Genomic DNA, 19,810 nt, shown 5'->3' on the forward strand with positions numbered 1-19,810 from the left:
TGCATTTTGACATTAAAGAGAAATTTATACATGTATTCTATAGGAGAGTAAATCAGTATTTAACTAAATTTATGGCATGCAAAGCGTAAACCTATCCTGGCTCAAATCTCTCGAAGTTTTTATAAATGTCCCCGACGCACAGTTACAATGGTTTATTGATAACAGTGAGATCATAGTGGTGGAGGACGGCGAAGTCATCTTTCAGCCGGGTGATAAGCTGACCGGCCCACATATCGTGGTTGAAGGAGGCATACAGTTTTATATGGTGCAGAATGGTTCGCGCAGGGCATCTGTGAATATCCACCGGGGTGATATTACCGGTTACCTTCCCTATTCAAGAGGAAAGGTTTCCGTAGGATACGCCGTGGCAGTTGGCCAGTTGCAAACACTGAGCCTGCATGGGGAGAAGATGCAGGAAATGATCAGGGAACATTTTGAACTGACGCAGGCGCTGGTACATGTGATGAGCAACAGGGTGAGGGACTTTACCGCCTTTCAGCAGCAGAACGAGAAAATGATGGCGCTGGGTAAGCTCTCTGCCGGACTGGCACATGAACTCAATAACCCCGCATCAGCTATTGCGCGCGACTCACAGTCGCTGCAACAACACCTCAAGCTGGACCCAAAGTTGTTCAAGGAGCTGCTGATGATTCGTATTGATGAAGACCAGGTAGACCAGCTCAACAGGGAACTGTTTAAGGTACTGTCTATAACAGAACCGCCACGGCTGAATTTGAAGGAACGTATGGCACTGGAAGATAGCCTCACTGAATGGTTTGAGGATCACGATGTAGAAAATGGATATGCAATTGCCGAAAGTTTTGCTGATTTCAGCTTCTCTGCAGATAGCCTGAATGCCTGCGCCGCCGCTATCCCGCCGGCATGTTTATCCCCCATGTTTAACCTGATCAGTAACTTATTGATCACGGAAAGAATGGTGCAGGATATCCAGTTGTCCTCTAAGAGGATTGCTGACCTCGTTACGTCTATCAAGAACTTTACCCACATGGACCGCGCGCAGGACAAGCAGTTTGCGGATATCCACATTGGAATACGTAATACACTGACGATGCTGGGGCATAAGATCAGGAAGGGAAATATTGCAGTGGTAGAAGATTATGACGAAACCCTGCCCCCGGTAAAAGGGCTGATCGGCGAGCTGAACCAGGTGTGGACAAACATCATCGATAATGCAATTGATGCGATGGAGGTGAATGGCAAAGGCACCCTGACCATAAAAACTGAAAGGGACAAGGAGTTTGTACAAATACAGCTGATAGACGACGGCCCGGGAATCCCGGCGGAGGTAGTCCCAAATATTTTTGATCCTTTTTATACCACCAAGCCAATGGGCAAAGGTACGGGGCTGGGGCTCGAAGTCGTGCAGCGGATCATCTACCAGCATAACGGAACAGTAAAGGTGAAGTCGGCCCCCGGGCATACAGTGTTCACCGTATGTTTCCCACTGGATAACTAAATGCTTTTTTAAATTACTACAATGATTGCAATATGAATCTCCCTATAATTTTTTCTATCGATGACGATCCTCAGGTATTGCGTGCCATTAGCCGCGACCTGAAAAGGCAATATGGTAATGTGTATAAAATCATCAGTACCACCTCTGCCAATGAAGCCCTGGAGGCACTGACCGATCTGAAGAACAGCTCTGATGTGGTTGCGCTCTTTCTGTGTGATCAGCGTATGCCCGAGATGGAGGGTGTAGCTTTCCTGGAAAAAGCAATTAAGATCTTTCCTGAGGCAAAACGGGTACTGCTAACGGCCTATTCTGATACAGAGGCGGCTATAAAAGCCATCAATGAGGTGAAACTTGATTATTATCTGATCAAACCCTGGGATCCGCCGGAGGAAAAACTCTATCCCGTAATTACGGATCTGCTGGATGACTGGCAGGGGGATTATATTCCTGAATTTAAGGGGATAAAACTGGTAGGTTTCCAGTTCTCACCACAGTCGCACCTGGTGAAAGATTACCTTGGAAGTAACCTGATCCCTTACCGCTGGCTGGATGTGCAGTCGCACCCGGAAGCGGCAAATATGCTGAGCATCAATAACCTTTGTAATGATGATCTTCCGCTGGTATTTTTTGATGATGGCTCTTACCTTACAAAGCCCTCTATCAAGGATATTGCTGCCAAGATCGGCAAGAACCCGGAGACCATGCATGATATCTATGATGTGGTAATCATTGGTGCGGGACCAGCTGGTCTTGCTGCTGCGGTATACGGCGCTTCTGAAGGTCTGAAGACGCTGATGATTGAACGTAAGGCACCGGGAGGACAAGCGGGAACAAGTTCCAGAATAGAGAATTACCTGGGTTTCCCATCGGGACTGAGCGGGGCCGACCTCACCAGACGTGCGATGAGTCAGGCGACCAGATTAGGCGCGGCATTTCTATCCCCGCAGTCGGTCAAAGATATCAGGCAGAAAGATGGATACAAAACGATTATCCTGGATGATGGTCCTGATATTCTTACCCGTTCAGTGGTGATCACTACAGGCGTGGATTACCGTAAGCTGGAAGTGAAAGGGGTGGAGGACTTTACGGGAGCGGGTATCTATTACGGAGCGGCAAATACCGAAGCCTCGGCTTGTAAAGGGAGGGATGTCTTTATTATTGGTGGCGGAAACTCTGCCGGACAATCTGCAATGTACCTTTCAAAATTTGCGAGCAACGTAAGTATTATTATCAGAAAGGATGACCTCTCTGCAACGATGTCTGCCTATCTGATTGAGCAGATTGAACTGACGCCAAATATTCACGTGCTGCCAAACACAGAGTTGTTTGAAGCTACGGGAGATCTCCATCTTGATAAATTGACGCTGATCAATATCAAAACCAAAGAGAAACAAACAAAAGATGCCGGAGCCCTCTATATTTTTATTGGTGCCAAGCCGTATACCGACTGGATAAAGCTGGAGATTATCAAAAATGAAAAGGACTTTATTGAGACAGGCCGGGAGCTGCGCAATTATGAGGAGTTTAAGAAGACCTGGAAGTTATCCAGAGATCCTTACCTGCTGGAGACCAGCTGTGCAGGGGTTTTTGCCGCAGGAGATGTGCGTGCCGGAGCGATGAACAGGGTGGCTTCTGCAGTGGGCGAAGGCTCAATGGCCATCAGCTTTGTACACAAGTATCTGGCTGAGGTTTAGGAATTGCAGTGCTGAGCAGGGTTTGTATTTTTTGTGAGGATATTTCAATTTTGGAAGCCATAGAAAATACTTTCTCTGCACTCATTTCACGGCTGCCCAGCAATTGGGCATACAGGGAAATGGAGGTTACAGGGTTTTTCAGATCGTGCGACAAGCGTCTGAGAAATTCATCATGAGTTTTCTGCAGCTGAAGGTTGACCAGCCTGGATTCCATCTTCTCCATGATATGATCTGCCAATAACTGTAGCAGGCGGATTTGCTTCTCGCTAACGTCAGGATGTGCTTTGCTATCGGTTACGCAGATGGTGCCCAATGCAGAGCCCGATCCGTTTTTGATGGGGGCGGCTGCATAAAAGCGGAGATCATCATCTCCCTTTAAAAAAGAACTGTCTGTTAATTCATAATGCTGATGGATATCGTGATATACGGTGACTTCATCTTTGAGAATGCTTAAAGAACACAGGTTTTCGGCCCTTTTTGTGGCTCTTGGTCCGTATTCAGCGGGGAAGCTGGCTTTGATAAAAACCTCATCCTTATCAACAAAACAGATAAAGGCTTTTTCGCTGTCAAAGATCTCAGCAGCAAGCAATGTCAGGAGGTCAAAATCTGTCTCCGGAAGTGTATTCAAAATTTCAAATCTGTTCAATTCTTCTATCCTGAATGACTCATCCTCAGGAATAATATCGACAGGCATCTTGTAATTTATCATTTATCTTTAATTTCAGTATGATGTGACAATGAATCTGTTAGCTCCTGGTAGTTGGTTCAGTATCCTATAAAAAAAAGCTTGTGACCGAATAAACAAAAAACTGGATTGATTGTTGTGCAAATATTGTTTTTGAGAATGTTTGACCAAATGTAAGATATTGATACTTTAAATATCATGTATTTTCTTCATCAATTTAAAATATGAATTTAATTAAGTTTTGCCTGGGATTCATTAAGTTTTTGATTTCGCAGGTTTAGGAGATTATTAATGGTCAGTGGTGATCGGTTGTATCATGGGAAGAATCTCATCTACGTACTTTCGCTCATTGGCAAGACGGGGAACTTTATGCTGCCCGCCCAATTTACCTTTTGATTTGAGCCAGTTGTAAAAAGTGTTATGTGGCGCATTGTGCACCTTTGGACGGCACAGGGCCATGTTATTAAAACGCTTGGCATCGTAATCTGAATTGATCTCGCGAAGCGTCTGATCCAGGATATCCACAAACTTTTCAAAATTATCCGGTTGCTGGTCAAACTCTATGATCCATTCATGTCCGCCAGCCTTGTCCCCCCTGAAATAAATCGGACAGGCGGTATAATCTTTAAATGCAGCACCGGTCTCGCGGCAGGCTTTACTGATCGCCTGCTCAGCATTATCAATAATTACCTCTTCCCCAAAAGCATTGATAAAGTGTTTCGTCCGTCCTGTGATCTTGATCCTGAAAGGCGAAAGCGAGGTAAACTGAACAGTATCGCCAATGACATATCTCCATAAGCCAGCATTGGTAGAAATGATGATCGCATAGTTTTTATGCAGTTCCACTTCCTCCAGGCTCAGCGTTTTAGGATTGTCATCACAGAGCTGGTCGAGCGGCAGAAATTCATAGTAAATACCATAATCCAGCATGAGCAGCATCTCTTCAGAATGCAGCTGATCCTGAATACCAAAGAAGCCCTCTGAGGCATTGTAAGTCTCCAGGTAGTACATTTCATCAGATGGGATCAGTTCTTTGAACTGCTCCCTGTAGGGGCCAAAGTTTACGGCGCCGTGGAAATAGAGTTCCAGGTTTGGCCATACCTCCAGCAGGTTTTTCTTGCCGGTAATCTCCAGCACTTTTTTAGCCAGTACAATCGTCCAGGTTGGTACTCCCGAAATGTTGGTTACGTTTTCTCTGATGGTAGCCTCAGCCATTTTCTCCATCTTCTGTTCGTAGTCATTCATCAGGGCAATAGAAATATTCGGCGTGCGGTAATACTCGGCCCACATCGGCAGATTCTTGATCAGTACTGCCGAGAGATCACCGTAAAAGGTATCCTCATTCAGCTGGTTGATCTGGTGACTGCCTCCAAGAACCAGGGCTTTACCGGTAAGGATCTGGTTGTTAGGTTTATTGTTACAGAAGATAGAGATCATGTCTTTACCTCCTTTGAAATGACATTCTTCAAGGGCTTCAGGCGATACCGGGATAAACTTACTTCTGTCGCTCGTGGTGCCCGATGATTTTGCAAACCACCTGACTTCTGAAGGCCAGAGCACATTTTGTTCGCCCTGCAGCATACGCTCGATGTAGGGCTTCATGCTGTCGTAATTCTGAAGCGGTACACGCTCTTTGAACTGCTCAGAAGTCTCTATAGACCTGTAATCGTATTTTTTTCCCCATTCAGTGTTTTCCGCAGAGGAAATCAGGTTGTGAAACCATTCTTCCTGTACGTCTACCGGATATTTCATGAAAAGCTCTATCTGATGAACGCGCTTTTTCATGTACCAGGTAAAAATAGAATTTACAAAAGCCATATCTGGTTAGTATAGATTATAGGTTTTTACTTCGAAGTACAAAATTAGAGCCGAGATATACCTTTCTCACCATTTCATTGGCCGCAAGTACCTCTGGTGTGCCAGATTCGAGGATTTTTCCTTCAAACAGCAGATAAGCCCTGTCTGTAATTGACAACGTTTCCTGCACGTTGTGGTCAGTAATGAGGATACCGATGTTTTTATTCCTCAGTTTTGCCACAATGGTCTGTATTTCTTCTACAGCAATAGGGTCTACACCAGCAAAAGGTTCGTCAAGCAGGATAAAGTTAGGGCTGGCCGCCAATGCACGTGCGATTTCCGTTCTGCGGCGTTCACCACCGGAAAGCAGGTCGCCACGGTTTTTGCGCACTTTATGCAAACTAAACTCGTCGATCAGTTCTTCCAGTTTTTCTTCTCTTTCTACCCTGGACATGTCTGTCATCTCGAGGATAGACAAGATATTGTCTTCTACGGTAAGCTTCCTGAAAACTGAAGCCTCCTGCGCAAGGTAACCAATTCCTTTTTGCGCCCGTCGGTACATGGCATCCTTGGTAATATCTTCATCACCCAAATAAATTGATCCTTCATTGGGTTTAATCAATCCTACAATCATATAAAAAGAGGTAGTCTTTCCGGCACCGTTGGGCCCCAGTAATCCTACAATCTCACCCTGGCTCACACTAAACGAAACATCGTTTACGACGGTCCGCTGTTTGTATTTTTTAATAAGATTATCAGCTCTTAATATCATTTATCGTATTGATTTTGAATTTTGATCGCTTTAATATTCAATTGCAATCGTCTTTGCTCTTTCCAAATATTTTCCTCGACTGTATAACAAACAGAAAAAAGCACATTAGGTTGCAAAAGATTCTCAAATTCTGCAAGTCCAAAACCGATGGCTTCAAAAATAGCTGAATTTTGTTGTTTAACGTTCAACTTTAAATGTTTTGTTCCCACCACATACGGCCTGCCTGCCAGCATCACATCAGTGCTTACAAATACCGGCGCCGGGTTCATCGGTCCAAAGGGTGCCATCTGAGCGATAATGCGCTGGAATTTACCATCTATTTGTGTAAAGCTGATCTCGCTGTCGATGTGTATTTCCGGACAAAGCAGATCATCAGTAATGGTAGCACCCACGATATTTTCAAAACGTTCAGAAAAAGCTTCTATGTTTTCATGTTTCATGGTGAGTCCTGCCGCAAACTTATGCCCACCGAATTGCTCCAGCAGGTCTGCACAGCCCAATAGGGCCTCGTACAAGTCATAACCCGGAACAGACCTGGCCGATCCTGTAAGAAGCCCATTAGAATGGGTAAGCACGATTGTAGGACGGTAGTATTTTTCTGTCAGACGCGAGGCAACAATTCCAATAACGCCCTTATTCCAGTTTTCATTGTAGACTACGGTAGTCTTTTTGCCGATCAGTACCTCAGATTCATCAATCAGTGCAAGTGCTTCGGCGGTAATATTCTGATCTGAAGCCTTACGGTCAGTATTCTGAAGATTGATGAAAAGACTTTGTTCTGCAGCAAGGTTATCTTCTGTGCAGAGCAACATTTTAACAGCCTGGTTGCCATGGTCCATCCGCCCTGCGGCATTGATTCTTGGCGCCAGCGTAAACACCACATCAGTAATCGTGAAATCTTTGTTTTTGCCGCAGCTGTCCATCAGAGCCTTGAGACCGGTACATGGCTTGGTATTTAATTTCTGCAGTCCGAAGTAGGCCAGCGTACGGTTTTCATCGATAATGGGTACAATATCTGCGGCGATAGAAACCATAACCAGGTCCAGGTACTGCTCATATAAATCATCCGGCAGCTGATGCGCAAAACAATAGGCCTGCGCGAGTTTAAACCCGATACCGCAGCCTGCCAGTTCTTTAAATGGGTAAGGGCAGTCGGCCCGCTTAGGGTCCAGTATTGCTACCGCAGCGGGTAGTTCCTCTCCCGGTAAATGGTGGTCGCAGATGATGAAATCTATGCCAAGCTCATTTGCATAAGCAATCTTATCGTTGGATTTGATCCCGCAGTCTAGCGCGATGATCAGTGTGATACCTTTAGATTTTGCATAATCAATGCCTGCAGTAGAAATTCCATATCCTTCCTTATGTCTGTCAGGTATATAGTATTCCAGGTGCCGGCTAAACTGGCGGAAAAAGCTAAATGCCAGCGCTACAGAAGTAGTGCCGTCTACATCATAGTCGCCATAGATCAGGATCTTTTCAGCTGTGTGAATAGCCTCGTCTATTCTGCTGATGGCTTTATCCATATCCTTCATTAAAAAAGGATCATGCAACTGGCTGCGCTGCGGCCTGAAGAAATCTTTGGCTTCATCAAAGGTAGTGATACCCCTCTGCACCAGGATCTCTGCCAGACTTCTGTCTATATTTAATTGTTGTGCAAGCAAATCAGTAGCTTCTTTATTGCTATTTAGCGCCTGCACCCATCTTTTCTCCATTTGGTTTTTGTGTATCTTTGCAACAGATTGTAAATATATCATTAATTATTCTTTTGACTAATACCTAGACTAGTGCAAGTATTCACATTACACGAAGGTTCCTATTCTGTAGCTGCCGATAAAAAATTCATTCCGTTTGACCCTCAAACAGATAATCCAAAAGACAGGCCGGCATCGTTGTTTATCAATGTTCAGCCTTTTTTAGTGAAATTTAATGATTTGCTGCTGGTGCTGGACACTGGCCTGGGCTATAGCAATAAGGAAGGGGAGATGATCCTGCATGAGAACATCAGGAAAGCGGGTTTTGATCCTGCAGATGTGGATTATGTGCTGATGTCTCATTTACATTTTGACCACTCGGGCGGGATGGTGCACAAGCAGAACAACAGTATGGAACTGAGCTTCCCCCATGCAACTTATGTGATCCAGCGCGGAGAGTGGGAAGCTGCATTTACCAGTACCTCTTCATCCTACAGGACAGAGATCTTTGATTTTCTGCAGCGCAATGCCCAGCTGGCTTTTGTAGATGAGTCCGGGGAGTTTCTTCCGGGAATCAGCCATGAGTTTACCGGCGCACATACGCCTAACCACCATGTCTGGCTGCTGGATGACGGTACCGATAAAGTATTCTTTGGGGGTGATGTGTTGCCTGAACCGGAGGAACTGCTAAGGAAATTTATCGCTAAGTACGACTTTGATGGCCGCAAGGCGATGGAGCTGCGTGAAGAGTTTGGTAAACGAGCTGTGGAAGAGCATTGGAATTGCCTGTTTTATCATGGCAAATCCAAAGCGTCGGGATATATTGCACTAACTGACGAAGGTCAGTTTAAGATTGTATAGGCTCTATATTTTTTCCTTCAAAAAGTTCGATCAGACGTTCGATAGAAAGGGGTTTAGAAATAAATCCCTTTACTGTTTTATAGGTTTTTGCCTTCTCGATATCGTTTTCATATACTGAGGACGAAAGCATATACATGTCAATATCAAGCTGTATGTCTAACTTTTCATAGGCTTCCAAAAATTCCCAGCCGTTGAGAACCGGCATGTTGATGTCAATCAGTATCAGCTGAGGGAAAGGGAGCTGCGAATCTTTCAGTTCTTTCAGATAGTCTATTGCAAGCTGTCCATTTGTTTTTGCCACCATCTGAGCATCATATCCGGTTTTTTCTACAATTTTTTTAATGATAAAAATGTTAATATCATCATCGTCAATTACCAGTAGATTAATTTTATCGCTCATCAGATTAGGTTATAAAATTTTGATTTTAAATAAAGATATAAAATAGAACTGTAAAGTATAGGTCCAAATTAGTTATTTAACAAAAAGAGGACCATTATCTGATAATGACCCCCTTTTTGCGTGTGATTGCAAATTATTATTTGCTTATAGTCTGATACTAAGCTTCAGCTTCCATGTAACTTTCAATTGGAGGGCATGCACAAACCAAAGATCTGTCTCCGAATGAATCATTTACTCTGCCTACAGAAGGCCAGAATTTGTGTTCTGCCACATATGCCAGCGGGAATGCTGCTACCTTTCTGCTGTAGCTGTGCGACCACTCGTCCCCGGTAACTGTTGCCACAGTATGGGGAGCATTCTTCAAAGGATTATCTGTTTTATCCAGGGAGCCATTCTGAACGCTGCTGATCTCGTTTCTGATTGCAATCATGGCATCGCAGAAGCGGTCCAGCTCATGTTTAGGCTCACTTTCAGTAGGCTCTACCATCAGCGTACCTGCAACCGGAAATGATACTGTAGGTGCGTGGAAACCATAGTCCATCAGCCTTTTTGCGATATCTACTACCTCAATACCAAAGTTTTTAAATTCACGGCAGTCGAGGATCATCTCATGTGCACAACGACCCTGGCTTCCGGAATACAATACCGGGTAATGTTCTTCCAGACGGGCTTTCATGTAGTTTGCGTTTAAGATCGCATATTCCGTAGCCTGTTTCAGACCTTCGCCACCCATCATGGCAATATAGGCATGAGAGATGATCAGGATAGATGCCGAACCCCATGGTGCAGAAGATACGGCCGGTATAGATTTTTCATTGTTGATATCCACAACCGCATGTCCAGGTAAGTATTTTACCAGGTGTGCAGCAACACCGATAGGGCCCATGCCCGGGCCACCGCCACCGTGAGGGATACAGAAGGTTTTGTGCAGGTTAAGGTGACATACATCGGCACCGATATTTGCAGGACTTGTTAATCCTACCTGTGCGTTCATGTTTGCACCGTCCATATATACCTGTCCGCCATTGGCATGGATCACTTCACAGATCTCAATGATGCTCTCCTCAAACACACCGTGTGTAGAAGGATAAGTTACCATGAAGCAGGAAAGATTTTCTGCATGCTGCTCAGCTTTAGCTTTCAGGTCAGCAACATCAATATTTCCGTTCTCGTCACATTTCACAATCACGATCTTCATTCCTGCCATTGCAGCAGATGCCGGATTGGTTCCATGCGCCGAAGAAGGGATCAGCGCGATGTTACGATGGTGGTCACCACGATCCTGGTGATAAGCCCTGATCACCATCAGTCCTGCGTATTCGCCCTGAGCACCAGCATTAGGCTGTAAGCTCATGGCTGCAAAACCTGTGATTTCACTTAACCACCTGTCCAGTTCGTTGAAAACGGTATAGTAACCCGCTACCTGATCGGCAGGTGCAAAAGGGTGTACTTTACCAAATTCTGCCCATGTTACAGGAACCATCTCTGTAGTCGCGTTTAATTTCATGGTACATGAACCCAAGGCGATCATCGAGTGACAAAGAGAAAGATCCTTTGCTTCCAGTGATTTGATATAACGCAGCATCTCATGTTCTGAGTGGTGCGAGTTGAATACCGGATGTGTCAGGTAAGCAGAAGTACGCTGCAATTCAGCAGGTATTACTGTTTGAATGTTTTTTTCTGAAGCCAGTTCAACACTGTCTGCAGCGATGGCTTTCACCTTTGAGAATATCTTGTTCAGCAATTTGATGTCTTCAACAGATGTGGTTTCATCAAGCGCGATAGTAGCTACTGAACCTTTATAGTGCAGGTTGATCTCATTGTCTACACACTCTCTGTGAATAGAGTCTTTCAATGAACCCAGTTCAACCTGGATGGTATCAAAATACGAGTCTGCAAGGATGGTGTAACCGATTGCAGATAATGATTGTGCAAGCGTTACTGTTAAACCATGCGTTCTTTCGGCGATTAATTTTAATCCCTGTGGGCCATGGTAAACTGCATAAAATCCAGCCATAATAGCCAGTAAAGCTTGAGCCGTACAAATGTTGGAGGTAGCTTTATCTCTTCTGATATGCTGCTCTCTGGTCTGCAGGGCCATTCTTAACGCGTAGTTATTGTGGCTGTCTATCGTTACACCGATGATTCTTCCGGGAATAGAACGTTTGTATTCTTCTTTGGTAGCAAAGTACGCTGCGTGCGGACCACCAAAGCCCATAGGCACACCGAAACGCTGAGTAGTACCTACAACGATATCAGCACCCCATTCTCCCGGAGGAGTTAATAATGTAAGACTCAGGAGGTCTGCCACTACTGTCAGCTTCACATTTTTTGCATGAGTTTGTTCTGCAAAAGCAGTGTAGTTGAATACCTCACCATTTCCGGCAGGGTATTGTACAATAGCACCAAAAAACTCTTCAGTAACTTCAAAAGTTTCATGATCTCCGATTACCAGCTCAATACCAAAAGGATTGGCGCGGGTTTGCAGAATATCTATCGTTTGCGGGAACAGCAATGCTGATACAAAGAATTTTGTAGCCTGTTGATTTTTACGCAGACTATACTGCATAAACATCGCTTCTGCAGCTGCAGTACCTTCATCCAACAGGGATGCGTTGGCAATCTCCATACCGGTCAGGTCGATCACCATCGTCTGGAAATTGAGCAGTGCCTGTAAGCGGCCCTGTGCAATTTCTGCCTGATAAGGTGTGTACTGTGTATACCATCCCGGGTTCTCCATTACATTACGCAGGATTACTCCCGGCGTAGTTGTATCATAATATCCCTGTCCGATATAAGATTTCAAAACTTTATTCAGCGAAGCCGTTTGTTTCAGGCTTTCCAGGTATTCTTTTTCAGACTTTGCTGCCGGCAGGTCGAGCGGACGTTTTAGCCTGATTTTTTGCGGCACTGTCTGGTCGATCAGTTCATTGACAGAATCTAAGCCGAGAGTGCTCAGCATGGCGTCTGTATCCTCCTGGTTAGGAGCGATATGACGGTCTTTAAAGTCTTCTTTGTAATGGATATTTAAACTCATGAAGTATAACAATAAAAGTTGCGCGAAGGTACTAAATTTTCCGTTTTTATTCTAATGGATAATATGACTGCGTAATTAGTCATTCAGTTGTCTGAGATACATTTGAACCGTGTTTTCCAATCCCAGGTACAGGGCATCACTGATCAGTGCATGGCCTATGGATACTTCCAGTAAATTAGGGATATTATCTGCGAAATACTTCAGGTTCCGGAGGTCCAGGTCGTGCCCGGCATTAATACCTAATTCCAGTTTATTCGCCGTATGTGCGGCCTGAATATAGGGAGCAATTGCCGTAACGCGGTCTTTCGCAAAATTTGCAGCATAAGACTCTGTGTAAAGCTCAATGCGGTCTGTCCCCGTAGTTTTTGCGGCTTCGATCATGTCCCTTACCGGATCTACAAAGATGGATACACGAATGCCGGCCAGTTGAAAAATGCTGACCATTTCTTTCAGGTAATCCTGATGTTTGATGGTATCCCAGCCATGGTTGGAAGTGATTTGTCCTTCCGCATCCGGAACAAGTGTTACCTGTGCAGGTTTGTTGGCCAGTACGAGGTCTACAAATTTTTGCTCTCTGCAATTACCTTCTATGTTGAATTCTGTAGCGATTGCTGCTTTCAGGTCGAATGTATCCTGGTAACGGATGTGTCGTTCATCAGGTCTTGGATGTACGGTGATTCCTTCGGCGCCAAAGCGCTCACAATCCAGTGCTACCTTTACCAGGTCGGGATTGTTACCTCCGCGGCTATTGCGCAGAGTGGCTATTTTGTTGATGTTTACTGATAGTTTTGCCATTTACAAAGATAGTCCATTAATGCAGACGAGGTATAATTTTATTGTAAACTAAAAAAGGGATACGCTTTTCAGCGTATCCCTTTTATGCGTATGATCGATTACAGATTAGTATCTGTAAGCTTCGCCTTTGAAAGGACCTTCTACCGGAACTCCGATATAGTCAGCCTGGTGCTGATCAAGTACATCAAGTTCAACACCGATTTTAGCCAGGTGTAAACGGGCAACTTTTTCATCCAGGTATTTAGGAAGAACATAAACTTTGTTCTCGTATTTACCAGGGTTTGTCCATAATTCCAGTTGTGCTAAAGTCTGGTTAGTGAATGAAGCAGACATTACGAAACTTGGATGGCCTGTAGCACAACCTAAGTTTACCAAACGTCCTTCAGCCAGTAAGATAATGTCTTTACCGTCAATTGTATATTTATCAACCTGTGGTTTGATCTCGATTTTAGTATCACCATAGTTAGCATTTAACCAGGCAACATCGATCTCATTGTCAAAGTGACCAATGTTACAAACGATGGCTTTATCTTTCATTGTTTTGAAGTGCTCAGCACGAACGATATCGCAGTTACCTGTAGTAGTAACGATGATATCAGCTTCTTTTACAGCATTAGCAAATTTCTTTACTTCATAACCTTCCATTGCAGCCTGTAATGCACAGATCGGATCAATTTCAGAAACGATTACACGTACACCCTGTGAGCTAAGTGATTCTGCAGAACCTTTACCTACATCACCGTAACCAGCTACAACTGCAACTTTACCTGCCAGCATGACATCAGTAGCACGACGGATCGCATCTACCAATGACTCACGGCAACCGTATTTGTTGTCAAATTTAGATTTTGTTACTGAATCGTTAACGTTGATAGCCGGTAAGTGTAAAGTTCCGTTTTTCATACGCTCGTACAGACGGTGAACACCTGTAGTAGTTTCTTCAGAAAGACCTTTGATCGCAGCGATCAGCTCAGGGAACCTGTCAAAAACCATGTTGGTTAAGTCACCACCATCGTCCAGGATCATATTTAATGGCTGTTGCTCAGGGCCGAAGTGTAAAGTTTGCTCGATACACCAGTCAAATTCTTCTTCGTTAAGACCTTTCCATGCGTAAACCTGGATACCTGCAGCGGCGATAGCAGCAGCAGCGTGGTCTTGTGTAGAGAAAATATTGCATGATGACCAGGTAACTTCTGCACCCAGTTCAACTAAAGTTTCGATTAAAACTGCAGTTTGGATGGTCATGTGCAGGCAGCCTGCAATGCGCGCTCCTTTTAATGGTTTCGACGGACCAAATTCTTCGCGTAAGGACATTAAGCCCGGCATTTCTGCCTCTGCTAATCCGATCTCTTTACGGCCCCATTCTGCCAGTGAAATATCCTTTACTTTGTAAGGGATGTACGTAGTCTCTACTGATGACATATTGTTATAGATTTTGTGAGTTGCAAATTTACTGCATTATATAGTCAATAACAAAATGGAATGCGGATATGACGAAAGAATGGTCTTGAATCTAAGTAATTTAAAGGTCAAAAACTCCGGCGTGTGTGCGTAATGCTTTGATGCTACTAAATCTCGGTGTACCTTTGCTGCAAGAAAATTGAATACTCATATTTAAAGCATCTTACATATGTATCCAGAATATTTAGTAGAACCTATGCGTGCGGAATTAACCAAAGTAGGTTTTGAAGAAATGAAAACTGCAGAAGAGGTAGATAATGCCCTTACTGGTGAAGGAACTGTTTTTGTTGTTGTAAACTCCGTATGTGGTTGTGCAGCAGCGAATGCGCGTCCGGCAGCAAGATTGGCCGCTTCCAATGAAAAACATCCTGATAAACTGATTACAGTTTTCGCAGGTATGGAAAAAGATGCAGTAGACAGAGCAAGAAACTATATGTTGCCTTACCCTCCGTCATCACCAGCTATGGCCTTGTTCAAAGATGGTAAACTGGTTCATATGATCGAGCGTCACCAGATTGAAGGCCGTCCGGCACAAATGATCGCCGAAAACCTGATCGGTGCTTTTGATCAGTACTGCTAAGTTTAAAGAATCTACCGGTGTCTTGCCGGTACGAAGATCCGGCCCTGTGCCGGATTTTTTTATGCCTTTTAAAAATCCTTGTTCAGCAATTTTTCCAGCTCGCCGAAGGATACATTCATACGCACCCGCCCTTGTTTTGCGTAGGCAATCTCGCCCGTTTCTTCCGAAACAATTACGGCTACGGCATCTGTAGTTTCAGATATACCAATTCCCGCACGGTGGCGCAGACCAAACTGGGCGGGCAGTTTATCATTGTCGGTCAGCGGTAAGATACAGCTGGCACTCTTCACTTTGTTTTCGGAGATCACCACTGCCCCGTCATGCAGGGGACTGTATTTCTGAAAAATGCTTTCCAGCAGGCGTTTTGAAATCTTGGAGTCTATCAGTTCACAGCTGTTCGCAAACAACTGGTCGTCATAAAACTTGACGAAAACAATCAGTGCACCTGTACGGGATTTCTTCATGCTCTTACAGGCGTCGATGATCGGTTTGATACGTACCAGGTTATCGCGTTCAATATCCTTACTGCCAAATAAATATCCCCACCAGGCCCTGTTTTTCTGCAGAAAGGTGTTTTTCCCGATCAGCAGCAGGAAGCGCCGGATTTCGGGCTGAAAGATGATGATCATGGCAATCACACCCACGCTCATAAACTTGTTGATGATTGCAGACAGCAGGCGCATATTGAGCGCGTCAACTACAAACCACAGGATCAGGATGATCAGCATACCCAGCAGCAAATTCACCGCCATGGTATTTTTGATCAGGTTATAGGTGTAATAGATCAGGAAGGCAACGAACAAAATGTCCACTACATCCGTGACTGTTATGGTAAGAAAATCAAAGTCAAAACCTTTCATTAGCGCCAAGTTAAGTATTTTAGAGAAATATTAACGCTCCTGAACTTTTTCCACCAGAGCAATACATTCTGCCGCTGCTTTAACGTCATGCACCCTGAGAATTGTGGCCCCCTTCTGAAGCGCCAGGGTATTCAGAACTGTAGTAGCATTCAAGGCTTCCTGCGGACTAATGTTCAGGAACTTATAGATCATAGATTTCCTGGAAAAACCCACCAGCACCGGGAGGCCGAAGATGTCCAGGTTCTGCATGTGGTTTAACAGTTCGTAATTATGGTCGATCGTTTTGGCAAAGCCAAACCCTGGATCGAGAATGATATCCTTCAGGCCAAGTTTTTTCAGGATGTTCACTTTTTTCTCAAAATAATCCACCACATCCAGGCTTACATTGCCATATACCGGATCATCCTGCATGTTCTGTGGATTGCCTTTCATATGCATGAGGATGTAGGGAACCTGCAGGTCCGCCACAGTTTCAAACATCTGTTCATCCAGTTCCCCGCCGGAAATATCGTTGATGATGTGTGCCCCGGCTTCAATACTTTCACGGGCAACTTTAGCCCTGAAGGTATCAATGGAAAGCTTTGCTTCAGGAAATCTTTTGCTGATCGCCTCCACCACCGGAATCATCCTTTTCAGCTCTTCATCAGTGCTCACATCAGCAGCGCCCGGGCGCGAAGAATAGGCTCCGATATCGATGAATGAGGCCCCTTCCTGCAAGCAGTTTTCCACTCTTTCCAGGGCCCGGTCTGTGGAACTGATCCTGCTTTCAGTGTAAAAAGAATCCGGTGTTAAATTGAGAATACCCATTACGCAGGGCCTGCTCAAATCCAGCAGTTCACCTTTGAGGTTTAGTGTTATTTTTCGGTTTAAAAACGTATCTTTAGCCATCATTTGATACAAAAATACAGTATTAAAACAGCTTTAAACTAAATATTTTAATTGTTTTGGCCACAAATACCTCACAAGAATTCGATTCAGTAATTGCGGTCTGCAGATCGCTTTTTTTAAAGAAAACCAAAGATTACGGAACGGCCTGGCGCATACTTCGCCTGTCTTCTATTACAGATCAGATCTTTATCAAGGCGCAGCGCATACGTACGCTGGAAGAAAAACAAATCTCCAAAGTGGGAGAGGGGATCATTCCTGAATATATCGGGATCATCAACTACTGTGTTATTGCTATGATACAATATGACATGGATGAAAATGATCCGCTGGAAATGGATCCTGAAAGGGTAGAAAAGCTGTTTGACCAGAAGGTGCAGGAAACGAAAGACCTGATGTTCGCCAAGAACCACGATTACGGCGAGGCATGGAGAGATATGAGGATCAGCTCTCTGACGGACCTCATCCTGATGAAGATCTTCAGGGTAAAACAAATTGAAGATAACCTCGGTGCCACTGTTGTTTCTGAGGGGGTAAATGCCAATTATCAGGATATGCTCAACTATGCTGTTTTTGCGCTGATCAAATTAGAACTGAAATAAAAATGAATAAAGCCGCGTTAAATTTTTCCAGATTATTTGTAGGGCTGCTCTTTATTTTCTCCGGACTGATCAAGGCCAACGATACCCTGGGCTTTGGTTATAAACTGGAAGAATACTTTGATGTTTTCCATATCTCCTTTTTTAGTCCCTATGCCACGGGTATAGCCATGATTCTCTGTGTGCTGGAAATTGTGCTGGGTGCCTTGCTGCTGGCCGGTTTCTGGAGTATGAAGGTAGCAGCCGGGCTTTTGGGAACTATTATATTTTTTACTTTCCTCACTTTTGTATCGGCAGCTTTTAAGGTAGTTACTTCCTGTGGATGTTTCGGGGATGCGATTCCTTTGACACCATGGCAGTCGTTCTCCAAAGATCTGGTATTACTGCTGCTGATTGTATACCTGTTTATCTATCGTAATGCCATTAAACCGGTAACGGAAAATGCCGGAGTTCAAAAGATCGTGCTGATTGCTGTAGTGGCGGTATCCTTTATGTTCGCCATATATACGCACAGCTACCTTCCGGTCATAGATTTCCTTCCGTATAAAATTGGGGCGAGCCTGCCAGAGGCGATGAAAATTCCTGATGGTGCAGAACCCGACCAGTACCTGATCATGTACAAGCTGAAAAATAAAGCTACAGGAGAAACGAAGGAGATGAGCGACAAAGATTACCTGAAAACGGAAATCTGGAAAGACAGCAACTGGCAGATCGTGGGTGATCCTGTTCAGCAGCTGGTAAAGAAGGGTTATGAACCAAAAATAAAAGACCTGATCATCAGTGATGCGACAGGCACCAACTACACCAATGAACTGATTGAGAACCCTTATTATAACATTATCATTGTTGCCTACAACCTGAACGATACCAACACAGATGCGATAGGCAAACTTAATGCACTGACGATGGATGCCACAGAGCAGTTCAATATCCGTACGGTATTGCTGACCTCCAACTCTGCGCAGGATGCGGATGCTTTCAGTAAACGCAATAAGTTGTTGTCAGAAATTTTCTATGCGGACGCTGTGCCGCTGAAAAGTATGGTAAGGGCCAATCCGGGGGTGCTGTTGATGAAAAACGGAGTGGTGATCGATAAGTGGAGTTACCAGTCGGTACCTTCTTTTGAAAAATTAAAGACGGTTTATTTCGAAAAATAACATGTGGTCATACGCGCTCAGGAAACTACTCTATGGATTCGCCGTAATGGCGGGGGTAGTGGTAGTGGTGTTTGTCCTGTTTAACATCCTTCCGGGTGATCCGGCGAGAATGACGATGGGACAGCGGGCCGATGTGCAGTCGCTCGAGGCCGTGCGTAAGGAATTCGGACTGGATAAGTCCAAACCCATGCAGTTTCTGCTTTTTATCAACGACCTTTCTCCTGTAGGCTGGCATGAGCACAGTCAGGAGGAACAGGAGAAGTATAACTATCTTCCTTTACTACCGCTTTCTACACATGTTATCGCGCTAAAGATCCCTTATCTGCGACGCTCGTACCAGACAAAACGCGAAGTAGCGACCATACTGGGAGAAACCGTGCCCAATACATTTGTGCTGGCCATTACGGCGATGGTGTTTGCCACGCTGATTGGAGTTTTTCTGGGAATAGTTTCTGCAGTGTATAAAAACACCTGGATTGATAATGCGGCCAATGCCTTTGCGATACTGGGCATTTCGGCACCGGCGTTCTTTGCCGGGATCATCATTGCCTGGTTCTTTGGTTTTGTGCTGGGCCCATACACCGGGTTGAATATGTCAGGCAGTCTTTACAGTTATGACCCTTTCCGCGGAGAGGTGATTACGCTTAAAAACCTCATCCTGCCTGTAGTCACTTTAGGTTTACGCCCCCTGGCGATTATTGTACAGCTTACCAGAACGGCTATGCTGGATATCCTGGCACAGGATTACATCCGTACGGCGCGGGCCAAAGGCCTTGGACGCTTTGCAGTTATCTATAAACATGCCCTGAAGAACGCGCTGAATCCGGTGATCACCGCAATTTCCGGCTGGTTTGCCTCTTTGCTCGCGGGTTCCTTTTTTGTGGAGTATATATTTGGGTACAACGGACTGGGGAGAACAACGGTAAAAGCACTGGAAATGTCAGATTTTCCTGTGGTGATGGGTTCCATCCTGTTTATTGCACTGATATTTGTGATAATTAATATTTTAGTAGATATTTTGTATGCCTTTGCAGATCCAAGGGTAAAATTGGCTTAAGT

General features: G+C 44.6%; 17 protein-coding genes. 7 read left to right on the plus strand and 10 right to left on the minus strand.

What is annotated here, in order from left to right; translation table 11 throughout:
- The first annotated feature begins 76 nt into the window (after nt 1–76).
- Nucleotides 77–1,477 (plus strand): ATP-binding protein, encoded by a 1,401-nt coding sequence (locus OQY15_RS19790; protein WP_265793659.1) that lies wholly within the window; start codon nt 77–79, stop codon nt 1,475–1,477.
- A 32-nt stretch (nt 1,478–1,509) separates the two neighbouring features.
- The gene (locus OQY15_RS19795; RefSeq protein ID WP_265793660.1) at nt 1,510–3,171 is read left to right on the plus strand and encodes a response regulator; all 1,662 of its coding nucleotides are present in this window, start codon (nt 1,510–1,512) and stop codon (nt 3,169–3,171) included.
- On the opposite strand, the gene OQY15_RS19800 is transcribed toward OQY15_RS19795, so the two are convergent.
- From OQY15_RS19800 to recJ, 4 genes are all read right to left on the minus strand, one after another.
- Complete coding sequence (locus OQY15_RS19800) at nt 3,137–3,880, minus strand: histidine kinase dimerization/phospho-acceptor domain-containing protein (protein WP_265793661.1); 744 nt, start codon at nt 3,878–3,880, stop codon at nt 3,137–3,139. The two genes, OQY15_RS19795 and OQY15_RS19800, sit on opposite strands and share 35 nt — an antisense overlap.
- Nucleotides 3,881–4,144: 264 nt before the next feature.
- Nucleotides 4,145–5,674, minus strand: a complete 1,530-nt coding sequence (locus OQY15_RS19805) for a GH3 auxin-responsive promoter family protein (protein ID WP_265793662.1) — start codon at nt 5,672–5,674, stop codon at nt 4,145–4,147.
- A 16-nt stretch (nt 5,675–5,690) separates the two neighbouring features.
- On the minus strand, nt 5,691–6,425 hold the full coding sequence (gene lptB / locus OQY15_RS19810; RefSeq protein WP_265793663.1) for an LPS export ABC transporter ATP-binding protein: 735 nt from the start codon (nt 6,423–6,425) through the stop codon (nt 5,691–5,693).
- Nucleotides 6,422–8,137 (minus strand): single-stranded-DNA-specific exonuclease RecJ, encoded by a 1,716-nt coding sequence (gene recJ, locus OQY15_RS19815; RefSeq protein WP_265793665.1) that lies wholly within the window; start codon nt 8,135–8,137, stop codon nt 6,422–6,424. Before recJ ends, lptB begins: the two co-directional genes overlap by 4 nt.
- A 72-nt stretch (nt 8,138–8,209) precedes the next feature.
- Here recJ and OQY15_RS19820 point away from each other — a divergent pair, with 72 nt between their 5' ends.
- Nucleotides 8,210–8,977, plus strand: a complete 768-nt coding sequence (locus OQY15_RS19820; RefSeq protein WP_265793666.1) for an MBL fold metallo-hydrolase — start codon at nt 8,210–8,212, stop codon at nt 8,975–8,977.
- Here the strand turns inward: OQY15_RS19820 and OQY15_RS19825 are convergent.
- The 4 genes from OQY15_RS19825 to ahcY all read right to left on the minus strand — a co-directional run bounded on the left by OQY15_RS19825 (nt 8,964) and on the right by ahcY (nt 14,631).
- Nucleotides 8,964–9,377, minus strand: a complete 414-nt coding sequence (locus OQY15_RS19825; RefSeq protein WP_265793667.1) for a response regulator — start codon at nt 9,375–9,377, stop codon at nt 8,964–8,966. The two genes, OQY15_RS19820 and OQY15_RS19825, sit on opposite strands and share 14 nt — an antisense overlap.
- Before the next feature lie 157 nt (nt 9,378–9,534).
- Entirely contained in the window at nt 9,535–12,414 is a 2,880-nt protein-coding gene (gene gcvP / locus OQY15_RS19830; RefSeq protein WP_265793668.1) for an aminomethyl-transferring glycine dehydrogenase, read from the minus strand.
- 75 nt (nt 12,415–12,489) lie between these two features.
- A complete protein-coding gene (locus OQY15_RS19835) occupies nt 12,490–13,209 on the minus strand; it encodes a pyridoxine 5'-phosphate synthase (protein ID WP_265793669.1) in 720 nt (239 codons plus the stop codon).
- A gap of 105 nt (nt 13,210–13,314) precedes the next feature.
- Nucleotides 13,315–14,631 carry an adenosylhomocysteinase gene (gene ahcY, locus OQY15_RS19840; RefSeq protein WP_265793670.1) on the minus strand — a complete coding sequence of 439 codons (1,317 nt, stop codon included), beginning with the start codon at nt 14,629–14,631 and terminating at the stop codon, nt 13,315–13,317.
- A 208-nt stretch (nt 14,632–14,839) separates the two neighbouring features.
- Here ahcY and OQY15_RS19845 point away from each other — a divergent pair, with 208 nt between their 5' ends.
- Complete coding sequence (locus OQY15_RS19845) at nt 14,840–15,250, plus strand: BrxA/BrxB family bacilliredoxin (protein WP_265793671.1); 411 nt, start codon at nt 14,840–14,842, stop codon at nt 15,248–15,250.
- A gap of 68 nt (nt 15,251–15,318) precedes the next feature.
- On the opposite strand, the gene cdaA is transcribed toward OQY15_RS19845, so the two are convergent.
- Nucleotides 15,319–16,110 carry a diadenylate cyclase CdaA gene (gene cdaA, locus OQY15_RS19850; RefSeq protein WP_265793672.1) on the minus strand — a complete coding sequence of 264 codons (792 nt, stop codon included), beginning with the start codon at nt 16,108–16,110 and terminating at the stop codon, nt 15,319–15,321.
- Between the two features lie 30 nt (nt 16,111–16,140).
- A complete protein-coding gene (folP, locus tag OQY15_RS19855; RefSeq protein WP_265793718.1) occupies nt 16,141–16,998 on the minus strand; it encodes a dihydropteroate synthase in 858 nt (285 codons plus the stop codon).
- A gap of 56 nt (nt 16,999–17,054) precedes the next feature.
- Between folP and OQY15_RS19860 the strand changes: the two genes are divergently transcribed.
- Genes OQY15_RS19860 through OQY15_RS19870 form a run of 3 tightly spaced genes read left to right on the plus strand, consistent with a single transcriptional unit; the run spans nt 17,055 to nt 19,808 of the window.
- Nucleotides 17,055–17,597 carry a DUF1599 domain-containing protein gene (locus OQY15_RS19860; RefSeq protein WP_265793673.1) on the plus strand — a complete coding sequence of 181 codons (543 nt, stop codon included), beginning with the start codon at nt 17,055–17,057 and terminating at the stop codon, nt 17,595–17,597.
- Between the two features lie 2 nt (nt 17,598–17,599).
- Complete coding sequence (locus tag OQY15_RS19865; protein ID WP_265793674.1) at nt 17,600–18,751, plus strand: BT_3928 family protein; 1,152 nt, start codon at nt 17,600–17,602, stop codon at nt 18,749–18,751.
- A 1-nt stretch (nt 18,752) separates the two neighbouring features.
- The gene (locus tag OQY15_RS19870; protein WP_265793675.1) at nt 18,753–19,808 is read left to right on the plus strand and encodes an ABC transporter permease; all 1,056 of its coding nucleotides are present in this window, start codon (nt 18,753–18,755) and stop codon (nt 19,806–19,808) included.
- Nucleotides 19,809–19,810: the final 2 nt, after the last annotated feature.

This window comes from Pedobacter sp. MC2016-15 (assembly GCF_026239695.1).
In the GTDB taxonomy this organism is placed as follows: domain Bacteria; phylum Bacteroidota; class Bacteroidia; order Sphingobacteriales; family Sphingobacteriaceae; genus Pedobacter.

Coding starts and splice junctions, on each gene's coding strand:
- gcvP (WP_265793668.1), bottom strand. CDS start 12,414: ATGAGTTTAAATATCCATTACAAAGAAGACTTTAAAGACCGTCATATC.
- OQY15_RS19835 (WP_265793669.1), bottom strand. CDS start 13,209: ATGGCAAAACTATCAGTAAACATCAACAAAATAGCCACTCTGCGCAAT.
- OQY15_RS19790 (WP_265793659.1), top strand. CDS start 77: ATGCAAAGCGTAAACCTATCCTGGCTCAAATCTCTCGAAGTTTTTATA.
- recJ (WP_265793665.1), bottom strand. CDS start 8,137: ATGGAGAAAAGATGGGTGCAGGCGCTAAATAGCAATAAAGAAGCTACT.
- OQY15_RS19825 (WP_265793667.1), bottom strand. CDS start 9,377: ATGAGCGATAAAATTAATCTACTGGTAATTGACGATGATGATATTAAC.
- cdaA (WP_265793672.1), bottom strand. CDS start 16,110: ATGAAAGGTTTTGACTTTGATTTTCTTACCATAACAGTCACGGATGTA.
- folP (WP_265793718.1), bottom strand. CDS start 16,998: ATGGCTAAAGATACGTTTTTAAACCGAAAAATAACACTAAACCTCAAA.
- lptB (WP_265793663.1), bottom strand. CDS start 6,425: ATGATATTAAGAGCTGATAATCTTATTAAAAAATACAAACAGCGGACC.
- OQY15_RS19805 (WP_265793662.1), bottom strand. CDS start 5,674: ATGGCTTTTGTAAATTCTATTTTTACCTGGTACATGAAAAAGCGCGTT.
- OQY15_RS19870 (WP_265793675.1), top strand. CDS start 18,753: ATGTGGTCATACGCGCTCAGGAAACTACTCTATGGATTCGCCGTAATG.
- OQY15_RS19865 (WP_265793674.1), top strand. CDS start 17,600: ATGAATAAAGCCGCGTTAAATTTTTCCAGATTATTTGTAGGGCTGCTC.
- OQY15_RS19795 (WP_265793660.1), top strand. CDS start 1,510: ATGAATCTCCCTATAATTTTTTCTATCGATGACGATCCTCAGGTATTG.
- OQY15_RS19800 (WP_265793661.1), bottom strand. CDS start 3,880: ATGATAAATTACAAGATGCCTGTCGATATTATTCCTGAGGATGAGTCA.
- OQY15_RS19845 (WP_265793671.1), top strand. CDS start 14,840: ATGTATCCAGAATATTTAGTAGAACCTATGCGTGCGGAATTAACCAAA.
- ahcY (WP_265793670.1), bottom strand. CDS start 14,631: ATGTCATCAGTAGAGACTACGTACATCCCTTACAAAGTAAAGGATATT.